This is a genomic window from Candidatus Polarisedimenticolaceae bacterium, assembly GCA_036275915.1.
Lineage (GTDB): Bacteria > Acidobacteriota > Polarisedimenticolia > Polarisedimenticolales > DASRJG01 > DASRJG01.
Window position 1 is genome coordinate 188,832 of the sequence record DASUCV010000002.1, and the last position, 22,841, is coordinate 211,672.

Consider the following 22,841-nt stretch of genomic DNA (forward strand, 5'->3'; position numbering starts at 1 on the left):
CGTTTGGTAATCTTCGGAGGGGAGGCCCTTCGCGATGCCCCTCACGTCTCATCCGCTCGCCCGGTTGCTCCTCGAGCGCATCCTCGTGCTCGACGGCGCCATGGGGACGATGATCCAGTCGTACCGGCTGGGTGAGGCGGACTTTCGCGGGGAGCGGTTCAAGGATCACTCGAAGGACCTGAAGGGCTGCAACGACCTGCTGTGCCTCACGCGGCCCGAGGTCGTCCACGAGATCCACACGAAGTATCTCGACGCCGGCGCCGACATCCTCGAGACGAACACCTTCAACGCGCAGGCGATCTCGCTCGCCGACTACGGGATGGAGCGGCACGCTTACGAGATCAACAAGGCGGCCGCGGAGATCGCCGTTCGCGCGGCCCGCGCCGCCACGGCGGCGCACCCGGGCAAGCCGCGCTTCGTGGCGGGCTCCCTCGGTCCAACGAACCGCACGGCGTCGCTCTCCCCCGACGTCGAGAATCCAGCGTTCCGAGCGATCCACTTCCGCGAGCTGAAGGACGCGTACAAGGAGCAGGCGCGCGGCCTTCTCGACGGCGGCGCCGATCTCCTCCTTCCGGAGACGACGTTCGACACCTTGAATCTCAAGGCGGCGCTCTTCGCGATCCAGGAGCTGTTCGAGGAACGAGGAAGCTCGGTGCCGGTGATCGCATCGCTCACGATCACCGATCAGAGCGGGCGCACGCTGTCGGGGCAGACGCTCGAAGCGGCATGGATCTCGATCTCGCACGCGCCGCTCCTCGCGACGGGTCTCAACTGCGCGCTCGGTGCCGAGCAGATGGGCCCGTTCCTCGAGGACCTTCAGCGCGTCGCGCCGCTCCCGATCACCTGCTATCCGAACGCGGGGCTTCCGAACGAGCTCGGAGGCTACGACGAGACGCCGGCGCAGATGGCGGCGACCCTCGCCGAGTTCGCGCGCGAAGGCTGGGTCAACGCCGTCGGCGGATGCTGCGGGACGACCCCGGCGTACATCGAGGCGATCGCGCACGCGGTCGGCGGGCTCCGTCCGCACAAGCCGGTCGCGCCGGTCGCGTTCACGTACCTCTCCGGGTTCGAGCCCCTTTCGATTCGCCCCGACTCGAACTTCACCGTGATCGGCGAGCGGACGAACGTCACCGGCTCGAAGAAGTTCGCGCGCCTCGTGGCGGCGGACGACTACGAGGGCGCGCTCGCCGTCGCGCGCGATCAGGTCGCGGGCGGCGCGAACATCCTCGACGTCAACTTCGACGAGGGCCTCCTCGACTCCGAGAAGGCGATGACCACCTTCCTCCACCTCATCGGCTCCGAGCCCGAGATCGCGAAGCTCCCGATCATGGTCGACAGCTCGAAGTGGTCGGTGCTCGTCGCCGGTCTCGAGTGCCTCCAGGGCAAGGGCGTCGTCAACTCGATCTCGCTCAAGGAGGGTGAGGAGGTCTTCAGAGGACACGCCCGGGCGATCCGGCGCTACGGCGCCGCGGTCGTCGTGATGGCGTTCGACGAGGAGGGCCAGGCGGTCGAGGTTGACCGCAAGGTCGCGATCGCGAAGCGCGCCTACCGGATTCTCACCGAGGAGGTCGGCTTCCCTCCCGAGGACATCATCTTCGACGCGAACATCCTGACCGTCGGCACCGGGATCGAAGAGCACGCCCCGTACGCCGTCGCCTTCCTCGACGCGGTGCGGCGGATCAAGCAGGAGTGCCCCGGCGCCAAGACATCGGGCGGCGTGAGCAACGTGTCGTTCTCGTTCCGCGGGAACGAGCCGGTCCGCGAGGCGATGCACGCGGCGTTCCTCTACCACGCAATCCGCGCGGGACTCGACATGGGGATCGTCAACGCCGGCCAGCTCGCCGTCTACGACGAGGTCCCGAAAGACCTCCTGGAGCACGTCGAGGACGTGCTGCTGAACCGCCGGCCCGACGCCACCGAGCGTCTCATCACGTTCGCTGCGGGAATCAAGGGAGGCGCGAAGGCGCGCGAGGTCGACGAGGCCTGGCGCAACGCCCCGGTCGAGAAGCGGCTCGAGCACGCGCTCGTCCAGGGCATCGTCGATCACGTCGAGGCCGACACCGAGGAGGCGCTCGCCCGCTATGGCAAGCCGCTCGCCGTCATCGAGGGGCCGCTCATGGCCGGGATGAACGTCGTCGGCGAGCTGTTCGGCGCCGGGAAGATGTTCCTGCCCCAGGTCGTCAAGAGCGCGCGCGTCATGAAGAAAGCGGTCGCGTGGCTCGAGCCGTACCTCGAGGCGGAGAAGGCCGCAGGCGGCGGCGCGACCTCCCGGGCTCGCGTGCTCATGGCGACGGTCAAAGGGGACGTCCACGACATAGGCAAGAACATCGTGGGCGTCGTGCTCGGCTGCAACAACTACGAGGTCATCGATCTCGGCGTCATGGTCTCCGCCGAGCGGATCCTGAGAGAAGCGCGCGAGCGCGACGTCCAGGTCATCGGCCTCTCGGGGCTCATCACGCCTTCGCTCGACGAGATGGTCCACGTCGCCCGCGAGATGAAGCGGCAGGGGTTCACGACGCCGGTTCTCATCGGCGGCGCGACGACGTCACGCAAGCACACCGCCGTCAAGATCGCCCCCGAGTATCCGGGCCCCACCGTCCACGTCGTCGACGCGAGCCGCGCCGTCGACGTCGTCGGCAGCATCGTCTCTCCCGCGCTCTCGGGCCCCTTCCTCTCGGACGTGCGCGCGGAGTACGAGAAGATCCGCCGCTCCTACGAGGCGCGCGACCAAGCTCCCACGGTCCCCTACGCCGTTGCGCGGGCGCGACGTCCCGCCCTCTCGTGGTCGGGAGACGAGATTCCGCGCCCCGGGTTCCTGGGCTCGCGCACCGTCGCCACGCTCCCGCTCGACGAGCTGCTGCCCTACATCGACTGGACACCCTTCTTCCATGCCTGGGAGCTGCCCGGCGTCTACCCTCGCATCCTCGAGCACCCGGTCCACGGCGCCGCGGCGCGCGAGCTGTTCGACAACGGCCAGAAGCTGTTGGCGCGGATCGTCGACAAGCGCCTCCTCCACGCCTTCGGCGTCTACGGCTTCTTCCCCGCGAACGCGCACGGCGACGACGTCGTGCTGTGGCGGGACGAGTCGCGCGACGCCGAGCGTGCGCGCCTCCACTTCCTCCGCCAGCAGACCGAGAAGGGCGAGGGCGAGCCGCTCCTCTCGCTCGCCGACTTCGTGGCGCCGCGCGAGAGCGGGATCGTCGACTTCGTCGGCGCGTTCGCGGTGACGACCGGCATCGGCGTCGACGCGCTCGTCAAGAAGTTCGAGGCCGATCACGACGACTACAACGCGATCCTCGTCAAAGCGCTCGCCGACCGGCTCGCGGAGGCGTTCGCCGAGCTGCTCCACCATCGCGCGCGCATCGAGTGGGGCTACGGCCGCGACGAGCGACCTTCGCTCGACGATCTCATCCACGAGCGCTACCGCGGCATCCGCCCCGCTCCCGGCTATCCCGCCTGCCCCGACCACACGGAGAAGGCGACGCTCTGGCAGCTCCTCGACGTCGAGTCCGCCGCGTCCATCCGCCTCACCGAGAACTTCGCGATGACCCCTGCGGCGTCCGTGAGCGGCTTCTATTTCGCGCACCCGAAGTCGCGCTACTTCTCCCTCGGCAAGATCGGGCGCGATCAGGTCGAGGACTACGCGCGGCGGAAGGGAATCACCGTCGACGAGACGGAGCGCTGGCTGCGGCCGCACCTCGGCTACTGAATTGGGGACAGAATGTCCCCATTTCACTTCTTGAAATAGCGGCTCGGATCCCAGGTCAGCCACTCGGGCTCCTGTTCGTCCTCCGGTGGCTTCGCCGGCTCCGGTGCTTTGATCCACAACGCTCCCTGCTCGACCTTCGTCTCGTAGACGCGCACCTTCGCCCACGGCCTCAGGGGGCACTGACCCGTCGTCGTGTCGTAACGCCACTCGTGCCACGAGCACTGCAGGTCGTCGCCGACGAGGCGGCCGTCGGCGAGAGACGCGCCCATGTGCGGGCAGGCGTCGGCGACGGCGATGAAGCGCGCGCCGTCCCAGAAGACGGCGACAGCGTTTCCGGCGACGTCGACGCGCCGGCCGCGCCCCTTGATCCAGCGGGCGGTCTCGCCGGCGCGAACCCAGGGATCAGTCACGGATCCTGAGCGGAACCTTGGGCGCGGAGGCGCGCACCGACGGGCGCGCATTGACCCGGAGGGCCCACGCGCGAAGCGCGGGGTAGCGGTCGTCCGGGAGGATCGAGAGGAGCGGGAGCGACGCCGTGAGCGGCGGCACGAGTCCGGCGTCGGCGAGCGAGAAAATGTCGCCGCCGAAATAGTTCCGGCCGGACAGCTCGGCCTCGAGGCGCGCGAGGTGCTGGTGGACCTTCGCCTTGGCGCCCTCGAGCGCCTTGTGATCGATCTCGTCGGGCTTCTTGCGGACGAGATACGGCGGCGCGTACTCGAACTGGGCGGCACGCAGCTCGCGGAGCGCCGTGTAGAGGTACTGGTCGGTCGTGTCCTCGAGCATGCGGATACGCGCTCGCTCGTAGGGATCCTTCGGCAGCATCGGCGGCTGCGGGAACGCCTCCTCGAGGTACTCGTTGATCACGGTCGACTCGTAGAGCGACCGTCCGTCCGGGAGCTCGAGGACCGGCGTGAGCTTGTAGGGGTTCAGCTTCGCGAACGCCGGATCCTCGGTCTTGTTGTCGGGGATGACGAGCTCGTGCGGCACGTCCTTCTCCGCCAGGACCATGCGGACCTTCCAGCCGAACGGCGAGCGATCGAGATGATGGAGCTTGAGCATTGGAGAGCCTCGCTATCCCAAGAGCGCGATGAGCCTGTAGCAGATCATCCCGACGAGCCCGGCCATCGGGATCGTGAGCACCCAGGCCCACACGACGCGTCGCGCGATCCCCCACCGGACGGCGGAGACGCGCTGCACGGCGCCGACGCCGACGATCGCGCCGGTGATCGTGTGGGTCGTCGACACCGGGACGCCGAGGCTCGCCGAGGTGAAGAGGGAGATCGCGGCCGCCGTCTCGGCGCAGGCGCCGCCGTAGGGCCGGAGTTTCGTGAGCTTCATCCCCATCGTCTTCACGATACGCCAGCCGCCCGTCATCGTCCCGAGGCCGATGGCGAGATGGCAGACGAGGACGATCCAGAACGGGAACTGGACCTTGCCCGCCTCGAACGCCGCCTGGTCGGCCTTCCAGATCGTCGCGTAGAAGAGCGCGGCGATGATCCCCATCGTCTTCTGCGCGTCGTTCGTGCCGTGGCCGAGCGAAAACGCCGCGGCCGAGCCGAGCTGGATGACGCGGAACCAGCGGTCGACCTTCGACGCCGCGAACTTCCAGAAGGCGCGGATGACGATGACGACGAGCGCAAGCGCGAGCACGAACCCGATGAACGGCGCGATGACGATGAACTCGACCGTCGTGACGAGCTTGCCGACGTGGAGGACGCCGTTCCAGGTCCCCGCGAAGGCGATCGCGGCGCCGGCGAAGCCGCCGAGCAGCGCGTGAGACGAGCTGGTGGGAAGACCGACGAGCCACGTGATGACGTCCCACACGATGGCGCCGATGAGCCCCGCGAGGATGACGTCGGGATTGACGAATTCGGGGTGGACCCACTTCGCCACCGTGTTGGCGACCGCGAGCGGAAAACACCAGGCGGCGGCGAAGTTCCACCACGCGGCCCAGAGAACCGCAGGTCCGGGCCGCATGACGCGCGTGCCGACGATCGTCGCGATGGAGTTCGCGGCGTCGTGGAAGCCGTTGATGAAGTCGAAGGCCAGCGCCGCGACGAAGATGATCGCCACGTACGGGTGGGCGAAGATCGCTCCGAGATCCTGGAAGAAGCTCTGCGGCAAGGGAGGTTTCCGCCTAGCTGTACTTCACGAGGACGGTCTCGATGATGTTCGCCACGTCCTCGCACTTGTCGGTGGCGACCTCGAGGTGCTCGTAGAGGTCCTTCCACTTGATGACCTCGAGCGGGTCCTTTGTGCCGCCGTTGAACAGCTCGTTGAGCGCGTCGCGCATGACCTGGTCGGCGTCGTTCTCGAGCTGGTTGATCTTGGCGACTTGCCGGACGATCGCGTCGGCGTGGCTCAGGTCGCGCAGGAGCGCGATCCCCGCCGCGGTCTCCTCGGCGCCGCGCACGATGATGCGCCCGAGCTCGATCGCGTGGTGCGTCGGGGTCGCGATCTTGAAGGTGACGAGGCGCTTCGCGACCGCGTCGACGTAGTCGAGCACGTCGTCCAGGCGGCTCGTCAGCTCGTAGATGTCCTCACGGTCGAGCGGCGTGATGAAGCTCTTGTTGAGGCGGTCCATCAGACGGTGGACGAGCTCGTCGCCCTCGTGCTCGACGTCGTGGATGCGCTTGCTCGCGAGGTAAATCTCGTCGACCGAGCCCTTCGACTCGAGGCACTCCTGGAGGAGCTTCGCGCCCCGGACGACGACGTTCGACTGCTGCTCGAGGAGATCGAAGAACTGGACCTCGCGCGGAATCAGACCCATGAGTGCATTCCCCCCTGTCGACCGTAGGACTTTCTATCATCGTCCCCGCGTTTCCGACAAGCGTCCGGGGGATTGGCGTTGGTTTCGGTACACTCCGGGGGTGACCTTCTCCCGGAAAGTCTTGACGCGCGACGCGGTCGTCGTCGGCGCCGGCGTGTCGGGCCTGACGTCCGCTCTGCGCCTCGCCGAGGCCGGATTCAAGGTCCGCGTCTTCGCCCGCGAGCGGACACCGCACACGACCTCCGATATCGCCGCGGCGGTCTGGTATCCGTTCCGTTGCGGGCCGGCCGATCGCGGCCTCGGCTGGAGCCGCCGCGCCTACCGCGTCTTCCGCGACCTCGCGCGCGAACCGGACACCGGCGTCACGATGGTCGAAGGGATCGATCTCACCGAGCCCGGTGCTTCGCCGTGGTGGGCCGGCGCCGTCGAGTCGCTGCGCGACGCGAGGGCCGACGAGGTGCCGGACGGTTACCGGACCGGCCGCGTCTTCCTGTCGCCGGTCGCCATGATGCCGGTCTTCCTGAAGTGGCTCGAGTCGCGCCTCGATGCGCTCGGCGTCACGATCGAGGCGAGGAGCGTCGGCGGACTCGAGCCGCTCCTCCTCGAGGCGTCGCTCGTCGTCAACTGCACCGGCCTCGGAGCGGCCGAGCTCGTGCGCGACGACGACCTCCATCCGATCCGCGGACAGATCGTGCGCGTGACGCCGGGCCACGCGACGCGCTTCCTCCAGGCGGGAGGTGAAGGCTCGCCTCTGATCTACGTCATCCCCCGCCCCGATTGCACCGTGCTCGGCGGCACGGCCGAGGTCGGAAGCTGGGACATGGACGTCGAGCCCGCGACCTCCGGCGCCATCCTCGAGCGCTGCGTCGCCGTCGTCCCCGAGCTGGCGCGCGCCGAGGTGCTGTCGCAAGCCGTCGGCCTCCGTCCCGGCCGCAGGGAAGTGCGGCTCGAGACGGTCCGCCGTCCGGACGGCGTCATCATCCACAACTACGGCCACGGCGGCGGCGGCATGACGCTGTCGTGGGGATGCGCGGAAGAAGTCGTTCGACGCGCTGGGTCGGAAATCCCGAAGTAAAGAGGGGACAGCTACCGGAATGAAAACCCGGGACTGTAACCAGGTTTTTCTTACGCGCGAACTACGCGCGTAAGAAAAACCTGGTTACAGTCCCGGGTTTTCATTCCGGTAGTTGTCCCCTCATTTGCTAACCTTCCGCGCGATGGCGACGCAAACGACCTCCGAAAAGCGCCTCCTCGAGCTGTACCGCGCGATCCTGCTGCCGCGGATGATCGAGGAGAAGATGCTCAATCTTCTCCGTCAGGGTCGGCTCTCGAAGTGGTTCTCCGGAATCGGGCAGGAAGCGATCGCGGTCGGTGTCGCGTCGGCCCTGAACGACGACGACTTCATCCTGCCGATGCACCGGAACCTCGGCGTCTTCACGACGCGCGGGTTCGATCTCGAGAAGCTCTTCCGCCAGCTCTTCGGCAAGGACGGCGGCTGGACGAAAGGGCGCGACCGCACCTTCCACTTCGGCGCGCTCGATCACCGCATCGTCGGGATGATCAGCCACCTCGGCGCGATGCTCCCCGTCGCCGACGGCCTGGCGCTCGCGGCGCAGCTCCGCGGCGAGAAGCGCGTCGCCGCGACGTTCACCGGCGACGGGTCGACGAGCGAGGGCGACTTCCACGAGGCGATCAACCTCGCGGCGGTTTGGAAGCTCCCGGTTCTCTTCATCGTCGAGAACAACCAGTACGGCCTCTCGACTCCGGTCTCCGAGCAGTACGCGTGCGAGAACATCGCCGACAAGGCGATCGGCTACGGCATCCCCGGCGTCATCGTCGACGGGAACGACCTCCTTGCCGTCGTCGACGCGGTCTCCGCGGCGGCCACGCGCGCCCGTTCGGGCGACGGTCCGACACTCCTCGAGTTCAAGACGTTCCGGATGCGCGGCCACGAAGAGGCTTCGGGAACCGCTTACGTTCCGAAGGAGCTGTTCACGCTCTGGGCCAAGAAAGACCCCGTCGCGCGGTTCGAGGCGGCGCTCCTCGAGCAAAAGGTCGTCTCGCCGTCCAAGATCGAGTCGCTTCGCTCGACTATGAAGGCGATGATCGACGACGTCGCCGACCGCGCGCTCGCCGCCCCTGACCCCGACTCGAGCGCGGGCGCCGAGCTACGAGACGTCTTCGCGCCATCCGGTGTCGTCGTTCACGATCCGTCGGGCCCGTCGAAGGAGATGCGCCTCGTCGATGCCGTCCGCGACGGACTCCACGAGGCGATGGCTGATCCGCGCGTGATCCTGATGGGCCAGGACATCGCCGAGTACGGCGGCGTCTTCAAGTGCACTGAGGGTTTCGCCGAGGAGTTCGGGAAGGCACGTGTCAGGAATACCCCGATCATCGAGTCGGGGGCGGTCGGCTGCGCCATGGGGCTCGCGCTCGACGGCTTCCGGCCGATGCTCGAGATGCAATTTGGCGACTTCATCACGTGCGGCTTCAACCAGATCGTGAACAACCTCGCGAAGACGCACTACCGCTGGGGCGCGCCGCTTCCCGTCGTGCTCCGCGTTCCCGTCGGCGGCGGCATGGGCGCCGGTCCGTTCCACTCTCAGAACATGGAGGCGTGGTTCACCCACACCGCGGGCCTGAAGGTCATCGAGCCCGCCACGCCCTACGACGCGAAAGGATTGCTGCTCGCGGCGTTCGAGGACGGCAACCCGGTCCTCTTCCTCGAGCACAAGGGTCTCTATCGCTCGGCGAAGGGACAGGTGCCCGAGGGCCGTTACACGCTCCCGATCGGCAAGGCGCGCATCGCCCGCGCGGGGACCGATGCGACCATCGTCACCTACGGCGCCGGCGTCGTCTGGGCGCTCGAGGCGGCGGAGAAGCTCGCGACCGAGGGTTTCGAGGTCGAGGTCGTCGACCTGCGCACGCTCATCCCGTGGGACGTCGAGGCCGCGGCCGCTTCGGTGCGCAAGACGTCGAAGGCGCTCGTCCTCCACGAAGCCCCGGTGACCGGCGGCTTCGGCGCCGAGATCGCGGCCACGATCGCGAAGGAATGCTTCCAGCACCTCGACGCGCCGGTCGAGCGCCTCGGCGGTCTCGACATCCCGGTTCCCTTCAGCAAGAAGCTCGAGGAGCTGTTCATGCCGAGGGCGCGGCTCCTCGACACCCTGCGAACGCTGCTGACCTCTTAGCCGATCACGGGCACGGCGTGAAGTTGCTGCGCTCCATGCAGTGGGCGTTGCCCAGCGTCCCGCCGTCCGAAGCGATCAGGTAGACGAAGCACTGACCGCTCGCCGGCGTCGAGCTATCCGCGAGCTGCGTATCGGTGCGGATGGGGTCGAGATCGTCGCGGCAAACGCCGAAGTTCCCGTAGGAGAGGTTGCTCCGCAGATCCCGGTAGACGTGGTAGGTGCCCGTACCGGGAACTGAGTTCCAGGTCAGGAGCGTCTTCGAGCTCCACAAGAGGCCCGTCACCTCGGCGGGCGTCAGCGGATTTTGCTGCCTTTCGTACGCCCCCGGGTCCATGTTCGCGAAGCCGTCGCCGTCGGCGTCCTTCAAGCGCGGTGTCCCGTCGAGATCGGTACAGGGCGTGCCGGTGAAGGTCGACGGATCCGGGCCGAAGTCGAGAAGCGGCGACGACGCGGTGAGCCGCCAATTGCCGAACCCTTCGAACCCGGGATCGACCTGACGGTTGCCCGAGGCGGTGCAGTTCTGAGAGCCGATGTCCGACCAGGAGATATTCGCGCAGTCGACATTGAGGAGATCGCCCCCCTGATTGGCGAAGATGATGGAGCTCGTGATCGTCACCGGGCGGCCCGCCGAGTTGTCGATACCGGCGTTCAGCTGCGAGGCGATCGTCGAGTTGGCGAGCGTGAGCGACCCTGACGGTTGGAGGATGATCCCCGAGGACCGGCTCGTCGCGATGACGACGGTCCTTGCCGTGGCCGGACCGTTCAAGCTGAGCGGCGTCCCGTATAGGTTCTGCAGCGAGGACCCCGAGAGGTCGAGCGACCCGCCCGCACCGAGCACGATCCCGTCGGCGACCGGCGCGATCGCGGTGATGCGCGAGACGACGTGCGCGCCGTCGTTCAACGCGAGCGCGGTCCCCGTGCCGTCGAAGATGCAATTGTCGATCTGCGTCGAGATCGAGGTCCCGGCTTGGGTCTGCACGCCGTACGAGCCGCGCAGGGTCAGGTTGTGAACGGCGATCGGGCTGCCGGGGGAGGTCGAGACGAGGAAGAACGCGGGGCTCGCGCCTCCGTCGATCGTGACCGCGCGATGCGTTCCGTCGTCGAGCGGCTCGAAGGTGAACGCCATGTTCCGGTTCACGAGCACGCTCTCGGTGTAGGTGCCGTTGATGCCGGGAAGGATCCTGACGCGCGCGCCTGACGCCGCCGCGGCGTTCACGGCCCCCTGGATCGAGAAGAAGTCGGGGAGATCGTCCGCGCGGGAGCTCACCAGGAACTTTGGAATCGCGCTGCAGGCGTCGCCGATACCGTCCCCGTTCTCGTCGGCCTGCGAGGCGTTCGAGACCGTCGGGCAGTTGTCGCAGGGGTTTCCGACGCCGTCGCTGTCTGCGTCGGCTTGACTCGGGTTGGAGATGCCGGGGCAGTTGTCGACCGAATCGAGGAAGCCGTCGCCGTCGGTATCTGGAACGACAATGGAGAACGAGGCGACGAAATTCCCCCCTGCCACGCCGTCTCCGGACGGCAAGCTCCCGTTTCCTTCGCCGTCGAGCGCGTTGACCGACGTGTCGCACAGGCCGCTCGGCTCTTCGCCGGACACGAGGGTGAGCGTGTAGCTATCCGAGGGCAGCGCCGCCGCGTACTTGATCGTGAGGTCGTGCGTCGTCGTGTTGAACGACATGCCCGACGGCGTGAACGTGCCGTGGGCGCCGCTCACGAGCTGGGCGAACGACGGGAGAATCATCGGCGCGTAGAGATTCTCGGAAAAGCGCACCACGATTTGTTTGGCGACGCCCGTGAACGTCGCGTTCGGTGCCGGTGTCATCGCCGTCACCTTCGGCGGCACCCACTCGCCGGAGAAAAAGGTTCCGTTGGCGACGAGGGCGAGCCCGGTCCACGTACTGGCGTTCTTGCGGAGCGCGATGCGGCCGCCGCCGCCGCCCGAGCCACCGCTTCCTGCTCCCGATCCTCCCATGGCGGTGATCGAGCCGGACCCCGTGATCGTCCCACAGTCGAGCTTGATGGCACCGCCGGAGCCTCCCGCAATGCCCGGGGGCGGCGGCGCCGTCGGTGCCGCGTTCGAGACCGCGGACTCACCGTTGGCCGAAAACGTCGAACCCGCCGCGAGCGAGCACACGGCGGCGTCGACCCACACACGCCCGCCGCCGCGCCCGCCGAACCCGTCCGAGGTCGAGCGCGAGCCGCCCGAGCCGAGGTGGCGTGGATTGACGGCGACCCCGTACGTCGGGTTCGTCGTGCCGCCGGCCGTGCCGCCGTACGAGCCACCCGCGCCGGCGCCGCTTCCGGCACGCAGCGGGGTACCCGCCTCCAGGGTGACGGGGTCGAGCGTGTACGTCTCGCCGGAGTTCAACCACGGCGAGCCGCCGGAGCCGCCCGCGAGGAGTCCGTCACCGGTCGCATTGATTCCGGCTTGGACGCCGAGATCGAGGGTGCCGCTGACCGACAGACGCATCCCGCCGAGGTCACGCGGCACGGGCGACAAGCGAGAGCCGTTTCCGCTGATCGAGACCGACGCCGCGTAGACGTGCGGCGTGATCGAGGCTCCGATCTCGAGCGCGCCCTTGTTCCGGATGATGATCTGATTGAACCTGGCCGTGGAACTGCGAAGCTGCGCATTCGCGAGGACACCCAACGTGACGCCCCCGCCGTCCGCGATGAGGTCGCCCAACGGCTGAGCGTGGTTCTTCAGGTAGAGCGTTCCCGGCCCGGCGTTGAAGGGCTGCGCGTTGACGCCGCCGGGCACGAGCAGATTGGCCTGCGGAAACGTCATCGTGTCGAAGTAGACCGCGATCCGGCCGCCGGAGGCGCAGCCGTAGAGATTGACGCTTCCACCTGCCGCCCGGACCAGACCGGTCCCCGTGAACGATCCCGCGTCGATCTTGATGGAGCCGCCGGAGCCGGCCGCGTCCCCGCTCCCGATCGTGCCGTCGGCGATGATCGATCCATCGACGTTGACGGTCCCGGCCGTGATGCGGACGAGACCTCCGCCGTTCCCCCCGGGATTGGTGTGGTAGGACGCGCCGCCCGCACCGAGCTGCGACGGGTCCTCGACCACTCCGTAGGGGCTGTTCGTCGCAGCCGTGGGGTCCGCGTAGCCGCGGCCGCCGTAACTGCCGCCCGCGGGCGCGACCGCGAAGATATCGGTCTTCGCTCCTTCGATGATCGCGCCGGAGATCGGATCGAACGCTTCACCCGAGGTACCGAAAGCGGAGCCGTTCGATCCGCCCCTGAGTCCCTTGTCGGAGACGTCGATCAGGCCACTCGCCTGGACATCCACCGTCCCGGCATTGATGACGAGACCGGAGAGCTGCCGCGAGGAGTGCGTGACGAGGCCTTGCACGGTCAGCGTGCCCGTGACCGTGAGCGGCGCGTCCGCGGTGATCGTCCCCGAGTGGTTGACGAGGAGATTCAGGAACGTCCGCGGCGCAACGAATGCGACGGCGGTGCCGACGGTCGTCGACGGATCGCAAGCGTCGCCGATGCCGTCGAGGTCGAGATCCTCCTGGCCTGGATTGAACACCGTCGGGCAATTGTCGACCGAATCATCGATGCCGTCGCCGTCGGTATCAGCCGCCCACGCGGAGGAGCTGAGAAGAGAAACCGCCGCGATGACCGTGAGCCACGCAATGCGCTTCATGTGCCGCCCCCGTTGCTGTGCTTGAACATACGCCTGTCGGAATGAAAAAGGGGGGCCTTCCGGCCCCCCCTTTTGGGTGGTACATGGTCGATTTCGCTTGCGGTCAATCCATCCGCTTCAACCCCACGCGCCGGTTCTTGGCCCGGCCTTCCGCGGTCTTGTTGTCGGCGACCGGGTCGGTCAGTCCGTACCCCTTTTCCGTGAGCTGCGACGCGGGAACGCCCTTCGAGACCAGGTAGTCCATGACCGACTTCGCGCGCTTGTCGGAGAGCTTCATGTTGTAGGCCGCCGAGCCGGTATTGTCGGTGTGGCCCGCCACCTGGATGTGAACGTCGGGGTTCGCCTTGAGCGACTCCGCGACCTTGTCGAGCGTCCCCGACGACTCCGGCTTGAGCTTGGCGCTGTTCGTCTCGAACGTGATCCCTTCCAGGAACAGCTCCTTCTTCGGCTCCGGGATGAACGCCGGCGCGGGCGGAGGAGGCGGCGGGGGCGGCGGGCAGCCCTTGGCGTCGACCTGCGTTCCCTTCGGCGTGCCGGGGCACTGGTCGATCCCGTCGCAGACGCCGTCGCCGTCGGAGTCGAGCGTGCAGCCGCGCGCGTCGACGCGGCAGCCCTTCGGCGTGTTCGGGCACTGATCGATGCCGTCGCAGACGCCGTCGCCGTCGGCGTCGGCCGGGCAGCCGTTCGCGTCGACCTTGCAGCCCTTCGGTGTGTTCGGGCATTTGTCGGCGCCGTCCGGCACGCCGTCGCCGTCGGAGTCGAGCGGGCAACCCTGCGCCGAAACCGGCCAGCCCTTCGGCGTGTTCGGGCACTGGTCGATCCCGTCGAAGACGCCGTCGCCGTCGGAATCGGACGGACAGCCGACCTTGTCGACGATCGCCCCCTTGGGCGTGTCGGGGCACTTGTCTTTCTTGTCGTAAACGCCGTCGCCGTCGGAGTCCTTCGGCGGCGCGCCGATCCCCCACGTCCAGCCGGCGACGAGCTTGTAGTTGGTGAAGTCGCGACTCCCGAGCGACGTCGCGCTCGTGAGATCGTGGTCCATCCGCGCCTCGATGCGGAGCGCTCCCGGCATCCACCCGCGGCGGATGCCGACGCCGAGCGAGCCGAAGCCGCGGCCGTCGTTCCCCGCGAGATCGCTCTTGTACTGGACGGCGCCCACGCCGAAGTCGAGGAGCCACTGCCAGTTCGAGTGCGGGTTGATGTGCCATTCCGGCCCGATGCGCAGCGCGTTCTCCGTGACGTCGCCGTAGAGCGCGCTGTCGCCCTGGTACGACGTCCACGTGTACTCCGCGAAGCCGGTGATGTACTGCGTGAAGTGCCAGCCGAACCGTGCGCCGATGAGCGGCGCGACCTTCGTGTCGTTGTCGGAGCCGACGAGCTTCTGGTCGCCGAACCCGACGCCCGCGAGGACGCCGATCTCCCCCGGCCTCTCGTCGTCGGACGTCGCCCGTACGGGCGGAACGGCGAGCAACGCCGGCAGAGCCGCCGCGAGCCACACCACGGTCAGGATGGAACGTCGCATAGACATCTCTCCTTCGCGAAAAAGGCGGACAGGGTAGCTCAGGCGGCGCGCACCTCGGAGGTGCAATTCGGACAACGCGTGGCGCCGAGCGGGATCTGCGTCTTGCAGTACGGGCACTCCCTGGTGGTCGGCGCGGCCGCGGGCGCTTCCTTCTTGAGCCGGTTCATCTGCTTGACGAGCAGGAAGATGACGAACGCGACGATGAGGAAGTCGATGACCGCGTTGATGAAGAGCCCGTAGTTCACCGTCGGCGCGCCGGCGGCCTTGGCCGCGGCGAGCGACGCATACGTCTTGCCGTCGAGAGCCAGGAAGAGGCTCGAGAAGTCCATGCCTCCCATGAGCTTCCCGATCGGCGGCATGAGGACGTCGTTGACGAGCGAGCTGACGATCCTGCCGAACGCAGCGCCGATGATGATGCCGACCGCCATGTCGACGACGTTTCCCTTGAGCGCGAACTCTTTGAATTCCTTGAGCATGTACCCCTCCGTCAAGCGTCGTGTGGGCTATCGAATCAAAACTCGATCACGATTGCCAGAGCATACTAGTGGTCAAAGTTCACGTCCGAGTTCCGGACTGATACGTGTGGATCAGGTCGCGGATCGCGATGGCGTCGCGCTTGTAGTGCCCTTCGGAGACGATCGGCGTCGCGCCCCCGCTCGACTCGACGCGGATCGACGAGAAGATGAGGCCGGTCGCGATCGACACCGACGCGATCTTCGCGATCGGGATGCTGTCCTCGTTGCGCCCGATCCAGTGCGGCTTGATCCGCGCGACCCGGTCGGGCGTGATCTCGATGCGCGTCGGAAAGATCAGGTTGCCGCCGGTCAGCCGGCTCGCCGTGAAGACGCGCGCCTCGCTCATCGCGCGCCATCATACGCGGTCAGCGCAGCACGAAGTCCACGCGCACCGAGATGTACACCCGAACCGGCCGCCCATTCATCGTCGCCGGCGTGTAGCGCCACTGACGGACCGCCTCGATCGCCGCCGCGTTAAAGAGGGCGCTCGTCGAGGCGAGGATCTCCGCCGACTCGATCCGGCCGTCGAGGCCGACGACCGCCTGCACGACGACCGACCCGCTCATGCGCGCGATGCGTGGCGTGCTCGGGTAGACGGGTTCCACCTTGACGATGCGGACGGGCGCGATCATCTCGCCGGTGAGGACGACCGGGCCGACAACCCCCGTCGCATCGGCGTCGCCGCCCCCGCCTCCACCGCCGCCCCCGCCGTGGTCCCCGCCTTCGCCCGGAGGGCCCGCCGAACCATCCGGCCCTTCTGCCACAGGCCCGGTGGAACCGTCCGTCGTCTCGGGAGGCGGCGTCTCTTGCGGTGCCGGCAGTCGCTGCAGTGTCTCGATCGGAACCGGTGGCGGCAACACAGCGCGCACCGGCTCCGAGTGCCCGCTGCGCTTCGGAGGCTGCGGGGCGACGAGTGGCCTCTCGGGCCCGGAGGACCGGGGCGGCGGCGTGATCAGGACGATGGTCGCTGGAAGAGGCCGCTCGACGATCGGCTTCACGGTGAGCGCGGCGACAACCGCCAGAAACGACACCGCGGTCAAATGGGCGAGAGCCACGACGGACACCGTGCGAAATCGTCGTTCACCGGCATCGAGCGCTTGCGCTTCGATCGTCCTCTCGAACATGGCGGGCCTCCTTGGAGGATCTGCCCTCGAGCATGGGACCGGGACGAACGCCCGAAGTTCCCGCGCGCACGTTCGCGCGGCGCCGGCACCGCTTTGCCCTTATCCTTGCTCGCCATGCGCAGGACGGCGATCGCGCTCACGGCCCTGACCCTCGCCGCGTGCGGTGCACGCCCCGCGGAAGTCCTGCCGCCCGCCGGCAAGGCCGAGTACGTCGACGCGTCGGCCGATCACCCGCACCTCAAGTTCGGCGACGGCTCGGTCTCCGCGAACGAGGCCTGCCCGGTCACGAAACGGAAGCTGTCGGTGTGGTTCCCCCCGGTCTACGTCAACGGGAAGCCGTTCGGCTTCTGCTGAAGGCCCTGCGTCAAGGTCTTCGTGCAAGACCCTCAGGTTCAGCTCGGCGAGCTCGGGATCGAGATCCCCGATCTCATCGACCCGTCGCGGAAGGCGGTGCTCGATCCCGCGCACCGGACGTTCGTGAATTACGAGACCTACTTCTTCGCCGACGAAGGGGACAAGAAGCGGTTCGACGCCGACCCTACGGGATCGTGCGGCGTGCTCACCGACCCGATCGGCAAGCGTCGATTCCGCCCCGCCTCGGACGCGCCGCGCGCCGACGTCGACGGACGCATCTATCTGTTCCTGAGCGAGGACGACAAGGCGAAGTTCCTCGCGAGCCCCGAGGCGTACGCGCGCCCGAATTACGACGCGATCGAGATTCCGGAGATGCCGATGATGCCGGCGCCGGCGTCACCGGCTCCAGCGAAGTAGATCTTCCCCTTCCGGGCGTGCGGCTCCCCGCTCCTTCAGATGGACGAGGTGCGCGCGCGTCTGCATCTCGCGAAGGAACGCGGGCGCCTCGGGCGTGTCGGCGTAGGCGTCCCTCGCGATGTCCTGGAGCGCGCGCGGAGTGTCGTTCAGCGCGGCCGCAACGAGACGCTCCCGCTCCTCGCGATGCGCGACCGCGGCGGCGAGGGCGGCTCCCGGGATCGGCGGCCCGTGCGACGGGAAGACCGCCTTCGGGGCGAGCGCGGCGACGCGCCGGAGCGAGGCGAGGTAGTCCTCCATGTCGCCCTCGGCGAATCCCACGAGGATGCTCGACAGTCCGCTCACGAGATCGCCCGCGAGGAGGAGCCGGCGCTCCTCGTCGTAGAACGCGAGATGCCCGGGGGCGTGGCCCGGTGTGTGGTGCGCGATCAGGCGCATCCCACCGAGGTCGAGAACCTCGCCGTTTACGAGCGCCCGCGTCGGGGCGCCCGCGAGGGCGGGCACGCGCGCGAGCGTCGCCGCGTGCGCCAGCACGGGAACGCCGAGGGCCTGCGCGAGCCGCGCCGCTCCGGCGACGTGATCGCGGTGGTGATGGCTGAGAACGACCGAGGTCACGGGACTCCCCTCGTCGGCGCGGCGCCGCACGAGGCGGAGCAGGCGCGCGTGCTCCGCCTCGTCGTCGCTCCCCGGGTCGATGACGACGCTCGTCGTGCCTCCGGGAATCCAGACGTTCGTGCACGACGCCGGCGGCAGCGTGCGGCTGCGCACCGGGAGCACCCAGACCCCAGGGCTGAACTCGATCTTGGGGACCGGGTCTTCCGCGGCGTTGATCGCGGCGATGCGCGCGGCGAGGCGTGAGGGATCGGCGTCGGTCAGCGTGACGAGGAGGCGGAGGATCGGCAGGAGCGGAGGCGGTACGAGCGCCCGCCCCGCCGCCCACGCGTCGAGGACGCCCTTCGGGTCTTCGAATGCGAGCGTCTCGATCTCCTGCGGTTGCGGGGCCACCGGAGGAAGCGGGATACCGCCGGCGACGGCGACGAAGAACCGCGTGCGGAAACGAACGGGAAAAATGGGCGGTGTCGTCCGTTCGCCCGCCGGATACCACGCCGTCTCGGGGATCGCGAGGCCGGTCTCCTCCAGCACCTCGCGCGAGACGCAGCGCTCGAAGGCGCCGGCGGTTCCGGGACGATCTTCCGGCTCCATCCGGCCGCCGGGGAACGCCAGGTTCCCCGGCATGAAGCGCGACCGGCGCGCGCGGCGTCCCAGGAGGACACGGCCGCGGTCGAGCACGATGCCGAGGGCCGAGTCCTTGGGCTCCGGAATCGGTGCGGGGTCGACGTCGTCGGGAAGCTCGCTCATGGGGCGGGCATGTTAGCCTCGCCCGCGCGATGAACGCCTCCGTCGAGGCCGCACCGGTCGAAATCCTCCGCGAACGCTTCGCCGAGCGGGTCGAGCGCGGCGCCCGCCGCGCCGTCGCCGACCGTGGATCGTTCACGCTCGCGCTTTCGGGCGGCTCGGCGGCGACGGTCCTCCTCCCCCGTCTCGTGCGGGCCGCGGTCGACTGGCGCCGGGTCGACGTCTTCTGGATCGACGAGCGCGCGGTCCCCCAGGACGACCCCGAATCGAACGCCGGCGCGGCGATGACGGCGTTCATCCGGCGCGTGCCGCTGCGCACCGAGCGCGTGCACGTCATGCCCGCGGCGTCGCCGGATCTCGCCGCCGCCGCGGAGGAGTACGAGCGGACGATGCGCCGGGTGCTCGGCGGCACGCCGGCGTTCGACCTCGTCTTCCTCGGCATGGGACCGGACGGCCACGTCGCGTCGCTCTTCCCCGGGCACCCGCTCCTGGAGGAGAGCCGGCGATGGGTCGCCGCCGTCACGGACTCGCCGAAGCCGCCTCCCGCGCGACTAACCGTCACCATGCCGGTGCTCCAGTCGGCCCGGGAGACGGTGCTGTTCGTGACGGGGACCGAGAAGGGAACGAAGCTGGCCGGCGCGCTCCGCCATCCGGAGAACGGACTGCCGGTCGCCCGCGCCCTGGACGGGCCCGGAACGGCGACCATTCTCGTCGACGAAGAGGCGGGTTCCGCCTTGCAAGCTCCTATAAGATGACGCCTCTTGCCAAGGAGCGTCCCGCGCATGTACAGCGACATCCAGAAGGCTCTCGGCGACAAGGCTGGGTACTATCTGGGCTTCACGTCCCCGAAGATCGCGAAGAGCCGGCTGCATCTCCCCGGCCCCGATTTCCTCGACCGCATCTTCGCCCCCTCCGACCGCAATAACCGCGTGCTGGGGAACCTGCAACGTCTGTTCGGCACCGGCCGTCTCGCGGGCACCGGCTACCTCTCGATCCTCCCGGTCGACCAGGGAATCGAGCACTCGGCCGGCGCGTCTTTTGCGAGTAATCCCGATTACTTCGATCCCGAGAACATCGTCAAGCTCGCGGTCGAGGGTGGGTGCAACGCGGTCGCATCGACGTTCGGCGTCCTGGGCTCGGTCGCGAGGAAATACGCGCACAAGATCCCGTTCATCGTGAAGATCAACCACAACGAGCTGCTCACCTACCCGAACAAGTTCGACCAGATCCTCTTCGGCACGGTCGAGGAGGCGTTCGACATGGGCGCCGCCGCCGTCGGCGCCACGATCTATTTCGGCTCGGACGAGAGCGGCCGGCAGATCGTCGAGATCGCGCAGGCGTTCCGGCACGCGCATGAGCTCGGGATGGCGACGGTGCTGTGGTGCTACCTCCGCAACCCGGCGTTCAAGAAGGACAAGGACTACCATCTCTCCGCGGATATCACCGGCCAGGCGAACCACCTCGGCGCGACGATCGAAGCCGACATCCTCAAGCAGAAGATGCCCGAGGTGAACGGGGGCTTCGAGGCGATGGGCACCGGCGGCTCGAGCTACGGCAAGCTCGACAAGCGGATGTACACCGAGCTGGCGAGCGATCATCCGATCGATCTCTGCCGTTATCAGGTGGCGAACGGCTACATGGGCCGCGCCGGCCTGATCAACTCGGGCGGCGCCTCCGGCGCGAACGACTTCGCGGAGGCGGTCACGACCGCCGTCATCAACAAGCGCGCCGGCGGCACCGGCCTCATCTCCGGCCGCAAGGCGTTCCAGCGCCCCATGGCCGAAGGGGTCAAGCTCCTCAACACGATCCAGGACGTCTACCTCTGCTCCGAGGTCACTGTCGCTTAGTGGGGGTCACACCATGAGCATCCGGAAGCTCGCCGTTCTCTCCGTCATCCTTCTGGGCGCTGTCGCGACGTCGGCGCGCGCGGAGGAGTTCGCGAACAAGATCCCCGACCGCGTGTGGGTCGACCTCGGCGGCAGCACGAACGAGCTGACCACGGACGTCACGCTCGCCGGCAAGAACGGACTGGGCGCGTCGGTCAACTTCGAGGACGTGTTCGACCTTCCCGGCAACAAGACGACGTTCACGATCCAAGGGACGGTGCGCGTCTCCGAAAAACGGCGGTGGGTCGACTTCGGCTACGTCAAGATCGATCGCTCCGGTGGCCGTCAGCTCCAGCAGGACCTGGAGTGGGGCGACTACTTCTTCTCGGCCGGCGCGACGGTCCAGGCGAATTTCAACACCGAGTTCATCTACGGAGCCTTCCGGTACGACTTCCTCCACGAGGACAAGATCCGGATCTCCGGGAGCGCGGGCGCCAGCTGGACGAATCTCGGCGCCGGCGTCGACGGCAACGCGAGCCTGAACGGAGGCGCGCCGCAGGTTTACGACGTCCAGGGAAAGATCGGCGTTCCCGTCCCTCTCGTCGGCCTGAACCTGGACTGGGCGATCGCCAAGGGGCTTGTGATTCGCTCCTACAACCGCTTCTTCCGGGTGAAGGCCTCGAACATCGACGGCGGCATGTACGAGAACGGCGTCCATCTGAACTGGTACTTCATCAAGAACCTCGGGATCGGTCTCGGGCTCGACCGGTACCAGGTGAAAATCAACGAGTACACGACGAGCGAGGGCAACAAGGCGAAGTTCGGCTACACGATCACCGGCCTGGGCCTGTACGCGACGCTCGCGTTCTAACCGTCGACTTCTTCTTTCGCCGTCTCGCCCCAGCGCGCCGACAGCTCGTTCGCGATCCCGAGCTGGTCCAGGATGCGGGCCACCGTGTGGTCGACGATGTCCGAGACCGACTGCGGGCGCGTGTAGAACGCCGGCACCGGCGGTACGATCGTCGCGCCGTTCTCCGCCGCTTCGAGCATCGCTTTCAAGTGGCCGCGGTGGAGCGGGGCTTCCCGCACGACGAGGATGAGCTTCCGCCCCTCCTTGAGCGTGACGTCCGCGGCGCGCGTCAGGAGGTTGTCGGCCTGACAGTAAGCGACCGCCGAGACCGTCCGGATCGAGCACGGCACGATGACCATCCCCATCGTGGCGAACGAGCCGCTGGCGAGCGGCGCGCCGATGTCGCCCGGTGCGTGGACGTAGTCCGCGATCGCGCGGACCGCCGCGGGCTGGCGGTCGGTCTCCTCGACGATCGTGCGCTCGGCCGGCTTCGTGAGGATGAGGTGGGTCTCGATCGAGGTGTCGTCGCGGAGCGCCTCCAGGAGGCGGATCCCGTAGATCGCCCCCGAAGCCCCCGACATGCCGACGATCAGGCGCTGTCTCATCGTCGAGAAGATAGCGCGTAGAAGCCGGCGCCGCGCAGGGCGGTCTCGTCGTTCGTGATGACCCGCACGGGAATCGCCTCGAGAAACGGCCGGAAGCGGCCCTTGTCGGTGAACGCCTCGAGGAACCCCGGCTGCTTCAGTCGCGGGAGGATCTTCGGTGCGATGCCGCCCCCGATCCAGACGCCGCGCGTCGCCTTCATCTTGAGCGCGAGGTTTCCGGCTTCGGCACCGTAGAGGGCCACGAACAGGTCGAGCGCCCGCACCGCGATCGGATCGGTGCCGGCGAGGGCCGCCTGCGAGATCGCGGCGGCCGGATCGGGCGTCTCCGGAAGCGCGCCTCGCAAGAACTCGTAGATGTTCGCGAGCCCCGGCCCCGAGACCACACGTTCCCAGCTCACGTGGCCGAACGTCTTCTGGAGCCAGCGCAGGAGGTCGATCGTGAGTTCATCGTGCGGGGAGAAGTCGGCGTGGCCTCCCTCGGACGCGAACGGGATCAGCCGCTCGCCGAGCGCGTGGTAGCCCGCTTCGCCGAGTCCCGTTCCCGCGGCGATGATCGCCGCGTTGCCGGTCCCGAGAGGACGGCCGGGAGCGAGCGTGACGACGTCGTCGGTCCCGAGCGTGAAGACGCCCCACGCGTTCGCCTCGAGGTCGTTCAGGAGGATGACCTCGGCGAGGCGGAGCTGACGCGCGAGCTCCGCGCTCTCGATCACCCAGGGCAGATTCGGCGTGACGACCCGGCCGTCGATGACCGGCCCGGCGATGCCGAAGCAGGCCGCCTCGACCGGCTCGGGGTGGGCTGCGGTGAACGCGGCGACGATCTGGGCCAGCCCCGCGTAATCGTGGCTGCGGTAGCGCTCCTTGGCGATCGCGCGCACGCCGCCGCCGTCGGCGGCGAAGGTGGCGAGGCGGGTGGAAGTCCCGCCGATGTCTCCGGCGAGGATCATCGGCGGGAC

General features: G+C 68.2%; 20 protein-coding genes and 1 pseudogene. 8 read left to right on the top strand and 13 right to left on the bottom strand.

Translation table 11 applies throughout. The features are described 5' to 3' along the window. The first annotated feature begins 34 nt into the window (after positions 1-34). A complete protein-coding gene (gene metH, locus VFV19_01655) occupies positions 35-3,709 on the top strand; it encodes a methionine synthase (GenBank protein ID HEX4822997.1) in 3,675 nt (1,224 codons plus the stop codon). A 23-nt stretch (positions 3,710-3,732) separates the two neighbouring features. Here metH and VFV19_01660 read toward each other — a convergent pair whose 3' ends face one another. The 4 genes from VFV19_01660 to VFV19_01675 are packed head-to-tail and all read right to left on the bottom strand — an operon-like array spanning position 3,733 to position 6,479. Further along, on the bottom strand, positions 3,733-4,119 hold the full coding sequence (locus tag VFV19_01660; protein ID HEX4822998.1) for a Rieske (2Fe-2S) protein: 387 nt from the start codon (positions 4,117-4,119) through the stop codon (positions 3,733-3,735). Next, the gene (locus tag VFV19_01665; protein ID HEX4822999.1) at positions 4,112-4,768 is read right to left on the bottom strand and encodes a glutathione S-transferase family protein; all 657 of its coding nucleotides are present in this window, start codon (positions 4,766-4,768) and stop codon (positions 4,112-4,114) included. The genes VFV19_01660 and VFV19_01665 overlap by 8 nt, the downstream gene beginning before the upstream one ends. A 12-nt stretch (positions 4,769-4,780) precedes the next feature. Then, positions 4,781-5,833: an inorganic phosphate transporter gene (locus VFV19_01670; GenBank protein HEX4823000.1), complete on the bottom strand. Its 1,053-nt coding sequence runs from the start codon at positions 5,831-5,833 to the stop codon at positions 4,781-4,783. 13 nt (positions 5,834-5,846) lie between these two features. Further along, complete coding sequence (locus VFV19_01675; protein ID HEX4823001.1) at positions 5,847-6,479, bottom strand: DUF47 family protein; 633 nt, start codon at positions 6,477-6,479, stop codon at positions 5,847-5,849. Positions 6,480-6,579: 100 nt separating this feature from the next. Here VFV19_01675 and VFV19_01680 point away from each other — a divergent pair, with 100 nt between their 5' ends. Further along, positions 6,580-7,554: an FAD-dependent oxidoreductase gene (locus tag VFV19_01680; GenBank protein HEX4823002.1), complete on the top strand. Its 975-nt coding sequence runs from the start codon at positions 6,580-6,582 to the stop codon at positions 7,552-7,554. Between the two features lie 142 nt (positions 7,555-7,696). After that, the gene (locus tag VFV19_01685) at positions 7,697-9,670 is read left to right on the top strand and encodes a dehydrogenase E1 component subunit alpha/beta (GenBank protein HEX4823003.1); all 1,974 of its coding nucleotides are present in this window, start codon (positions 7,697-7,699) and stop codon (positions 9,668-9,670) included. A 4-nt stretch (positions 9,671-9,674) separates the two neighbouring features. On the opposite strand, the gene VFV19_01690 is transcribed toward VFV19_01685, so the two are convergent. The 6 genes and pseudogenes from VFV19_01690 to VFV19_01715 form a co-directional block, all read right to left on the bottom strand. Continuing rightward, positions 9,675-12,455, bottom strand: a complete 2,781-nt coding sequence (locus VFV19_01690) for a thrombospondin type 3 repeat-containing protein (GenBank protein HEX4823004.1) — start codon at positions 12,453-12,455, stop codon at positions 9,675-9,677. Between the two features lie 690 nt (positions 12,456-13,145). Further along, positions 13,146-13,253, bottom strand: a pseudogene (locus VFV19_01695) (thrombospondin type 3 repeat-containing protein). A 172-nt stretch (positions 13,254-13,425) separates the two neighbouring features. Beyond that, complete coding sequence (locus tag VFV19_01700) at positions 13,426-14,844, bottom strand: OmpA family protein (GenBank protein HEX4823005.1); 1,419 nt, start codon at positions 14,842-14,844, stop codon at positions 13,426-13,428. Positions 14,845-14,882: 38 nt separating this feature from the next. Beyond that, a complete protein-coding gene (gene mscL / locus VFV19_01705; protein HEX4823006.1) occupies positions 14,883-15,320 on the bottom strand; it encodes a large conductance mechanosensitive channel protein MscL in 438 nt (145 codons plus the stop codon). A gap of 79 nt (positions 15,321-15,399) precedes the next feature. Next, a complete protein-coding gene (locus VFV19_01710) occupies positions 15,400-15,705 on the bottom strand; it encodes a PH domain-containing protein (protein ID HEX4823007.1) in 306 nt (101 codons plus the stop codon). Positions 15,706-15,724: 19 nt separating this feature from the next. Beyond that, complete coding sequence (locus VFV19_01715; protein HEX4823008.1) at positions 15,725-16,483, bottom strand: TonB family protein; 759 nt, start codon at positions 16,481-16,483, stop codon at positions 15,725-15,727. Between the two features lie 114 nt (positions 16,484-16,597). Here VFV19_01715 and VFV19_01720 point away from each other — a divergent pair, with 114 nt between their 5' ends. Both VFV19_01720 and VFV19_01725 read left to right on the top strand, forming a co-directional pair. After that, positions 16,598-16,837: a hypothetical protein gene (locus VFV19_01720; GenBank protein HEX4823009.1), complete on the top strand. Its 240-nt coding sequence runs from the start codon at positions 16,598-16,600 to the stop codon at positions 16,835-16,837. A 21-nt stretch (positions 16,838-16,858) separates the two neighbouring features. Beyond that, complete coding sequence (locus VFV19_01725) at positions 16,859-17,254, top strand: hypothetical protein (GenBank protein HEX4823010.1); 396 nt, start codon at positions 16,859-16,861, stop codon at positions 17,252-17,254. Here VFV19_01725 and VFV19_01730 read toward each other — a convergent pair. After that, positions 17,234-18,610 carry an MBL fold metallo-hydrolase gene (locus tag VFV19_01730; protein HEX4823011.1) on the bottom strand — a complete coding sequence of 459 codons (1,377 nt, stop codon included), beginning with the start codon at positions 18,608-18,610 and terminating at the stop codon, positions 17,234-17,236. The two genes, VFV19_01725 and VFV19_01730, sit on opposite strands and share 21 nt — an antisense overlap. Before the next feature lie 29 nt (positions 18,611-18,639). Between VFV19_01730 and pgl the strand changes: the two genes are divergently transcribed. From pgl to VFV19_01745, 3 genes are read left to right on the top strand one after another with little or no spacing between them, the layout of a single operon-like run. Further along, positions 18,640-19,362, top strand: a complete 723-nt coding sequence (pgl, locus tag VFV19_01735) for a 6-phosphogluconolactonase (GenBank protein ID HEX4823012.1) — start codon at positions 18,640-18,642, stop codon at positions 19,360-19,362. Between the two features lie 6 nt (positions 19,363-19,368). Next, a complete protein-coding gene (locus VFV19_01740) occupies positions 19,369-20,454 on the top strand; it encodes a class I fructose-bisphosphate aldolase (protein HEX4823013.1) in 1,086 nt (361 codons plus the stop codon). A gap of 13 nt (positions 20,455-20,467) precedes the next feature. Continuing rightward, on the top strand, positions 20,468-21,304 hold the full coding sequence (locus VFV19_01745; protein ID HEX4823014.1) for a hypothetical protein: 837 nt from the start codon (positions 20,468-20,470) through the stop codon (positions 21,302-21,304). Here the strand turns inward: VFV19_01745 and VFV19_01750 are convergent. After that, a complete protein-coding gene (locus VFV19_01750) occupies positions 21,301-21,888 on the bottom strand; it encodes a UbiX family flavin prenyltransferase (GenBank protein HEX4823015.1) in 588 nt (195 codons plus the stop codon). The two genes, VFV19_01745 and VFV19_01750, sit on opposite strands and share 4 nt — an antisense overlap. Beyond that, a complete protein-coding gene (glk, locus tag VFV19_01755; protein ID HEX4823016.1) occupies positions 21,885-22,832 on the bottom strand; it encodes a glucokinase in 948 nt (315 codons plus the stop codon). The genes VFV19_01750 and glk overlap by 4 nt, the downstream gene beginning before the upstream one ends. Positions 22,833-22,841: the final 9 nt, after the last annotated feature.

Coding starts and splice junctions, on each gene's coding strand:
- metH (HEX4822997.1), top strand. CDS start 35: ATGCCCCTCACGTCTCATCCGCTCGCCCGGTTGCTCCTCGAGCGCATC.
- VFV19_01665 (HEX4822999.1), bottom strand. CDS start 4,768: ATGCTCAAGCTCCATCATCTCGATCGCTCGCCGTTCGGCTGGAAGGTC.
- VFV19_01675 (HEX4823001.1), bottom strand. CDS start 6,479: ATGGGTCTGATTCCGCGCGAGGTCCAGTTCTTCGATCTCCTCGAGCAG.
- VFV19_01685 (HEX4823003.1), top strand. CDS start 7,697: ATGGCGACGCAAACGACCTCCGAAAAGCGCCTCCTCGAGCTGTACCGC.
- VFV19_01690 (HEX4823004.1), bottom strand. CDS start 12,455: ATGACGTTTCCGCAGGCCAATCTGCTCGTGCCCGGCGGCGTCAACGCG.
- VFV19_01700 (HEX4823005.1), bottom strand. CDS start 14,844: ATGCGACGTTCCATCCTGACCGTGGTGTGGCTCGCGGCGGCTCTGCCG.
- mscL (HEX4823006.1), bottom strand. CDS start 15,320: ATGCTCAAGGAATTCAAAGAGTTCGCGCTCAAGGGAAACGTCGTCGAC.
- VFV19_01710 (HEX4823007.1), bottom strand. CDS start 15,705: ATGAGCGAGGCGCGCGTCTTCACGGCGAGCCGGCTGACCGGCGGCAAC.
- VFV19_01715 (HEX4823008.1), bottom strand. CDS start 16,483: ATGTTCGAGAGGACGATCGAAGCGCAAGCGCTCGATGCCGGTGAACGA.
- VFV19_01720 (HEX4823009.1), top strand. CDS start 16,598: ATGCGCAGGACGGCGATCGCGCTCACGGCCCTGACCCTCGCCGCGTGC.
- VFV19_01730 (HEX4823011.1), bottom strand. CDS start 18,610: ATGAGCGAGCTTCCCGACGACGTCGACCCCGCACCGATTCCGGAGCCC.
- pgl (HEX4823012.1), top strand. CDS start 18,640: ATGAACGCCTCCGTCGAGGCCGCACCGGTCGAAATCCTCCGCGAACGC.
- VFV19_01745 (HEX4823014.1), top strand. CDS start 20,468: ATGAGCATCCGGAAGCTCGCCGTTCTCTCCGTCATCCTTCTGGGCGCT.
- VFV19_01750 (HEX4823015.1), bottom strand. CDS start 21,888: ATGAGACAGCGCCTGATCGTCGGCATGTCGGGGGCTTCGGGGGCGATC.
- glk (HEX4823016.1), bottom strand. CDS start 22,832: ATGATCCTCGCCGGAGACATCGGCGGGACTTCCACCCGCCTCGCCACC.